At 53.7% G+C, this 1,613-nt stretch carries 1 protein-coding gene and 1 tRNA gene; both read right to left on the reverse strand.

From position 1 onward, the window contains the following. Positions 1-331: 331 nt before the first annotated feature. Complete coding sequence (locus ACXRVY_RS28035; protein WP_223511754.1) at positions 332-1,123, reverse strand: TSUP family transporter; 792 nt, start codon at positions 1,121-1,123, stop codon at positions 332-334. 413 nt (positions 1,124-1,536) lie between these two features. Continuing rightward, positions 1,537-1,612, reverse strand: a tRNA-Phe gene (locus ACXRVY_RS28040). Between the last annotated feature and the right edge of the window lies 1 nt (position 1,613).

Consider the following 1,613-nt stretch of genomic DNA (forward strand, 5'->3'; position numbering starts at 1 on the left):
GGCCAAATCAATCCAAGACCCCTCCCACCAACAGGAAATCCAATGGATGTAACGATTGGGTACTGCAGAACCCGGGAGTCGTCATCATGAAATACCTCCATTCACTCCTGTTGCCCCTCACCGCCGTCAGCCTTGACGGGTCGGGGGAATGAATACATTCCGGATGTGAGCGTCGTCATCCAGCAGGCCCGGGGCCAGAAACGACAAAACCCGCGATCCCGGTGATGGATACGCGGGTTTTTTCAAATGAAGATTGAGAGTCTGGCGACATTGAGTGGGTGCATCGTCAGATCCCAGGCAAAAGGAAGCGCTGGTCATCACCGGGTGATGATCATAGCGAAGCCAGTGTCTGGATGAGTGCAACGCGTAAAGGGTTGGTTTCTACGCTCAGCAGCTTGATGGCCAAGGCGCAGCAGACCACGATCAACATAGGTTTGATCAGCCGTGGTCCGACCCGAACAGCGGCCCGTGCACCCAATTGAGCGCCGACGAAGGCTGCCAAAGCCATGGCAATGGCTACCGGCCAGATAATCACACCTTTGGTGATAAAGACCGACAGAGAACCGAGATTGCATGAGGCGTTGGCAAGTTTGGTAAAACTCATGGCCCGCATCATGCCCAAGCCGCAGAGCAGTACGAATCCGACGATAAAGAAAGAGCCCACACCGGGGCCAAATATACCGTCGTAGAAGCCAAGAATCGGCGCCACGCTAAACGAAAAAAGCAGAATGCCGATTCTCTTGCGTCGATCTTCATTGGCCAGCTTTGGTGAGAGCGCAAAATAGATGGCCACCAGTATCAGCATGATAGGCACGCAAACTTCCAGGTAGCGCTTATCAATGGAGCTGACCAGCAAGGCACCACTGGCGCCGCCAATAAATCCGCAGATAACCAGGAAACGGCCTTCGCGCCACTCGATCATTCCTTTGCGAGCAAAGGTAACAGTTGCCGAAACAGTTGCCGAAGCGGCCTGGAACTTGTTCGTGGCAATCGCACTGATGGGATCTACCCCAGCCAAAAACAGTGCCGGCAATGTTATCAGTCCGCCCCCACCCGCAATCGCATCAAAAAAACCGGCGCAGAACGCCACGAGCGCCAATAGGCCAATTACATCCCAAGACATCCCAATCCCTCTTTTACAATTATTGGCAAGTCATCCACGTGACTGGCCACTCAACAGTCAGGACGTGTGGCAAAAGTCAGCCCTGCAGCCTCAACGGGACTTCTGAAATAACGATAGGAGACGAAAATTTCGACAGGCCAAAAATGCCCATTCTGTGCAAACCGACGATCAGCGTATGTCGCCCATTTCCGTTAAAGCATACGGAGCATTCTGACAGACCAGGGACAACCAGGAATTACTGATATCCGATGCCTGAAGGCTTTTCGGGGCTCAGCCCCGGCAACCGTTACAGGCACTTGCTGGCGTGGCGAGAGGAGGTGGGAATTGTCGCTTCGATGGTGGCTGGAGCAGTGCCTCGTCAAATCGCAGGCATAAAAAAACCCTGAATCTTGCGATTCAGGGTTTTCGGTATTTGGTGCCCAGAGACGGAATCGAACCGCCGACACGGGGATTTTCAATCCCCTGCTCTACCGACTGAGCTATCTGGGCA

This window comes from Pseudomonas sp. P5_A2_2, assembly GCF_054177685.1.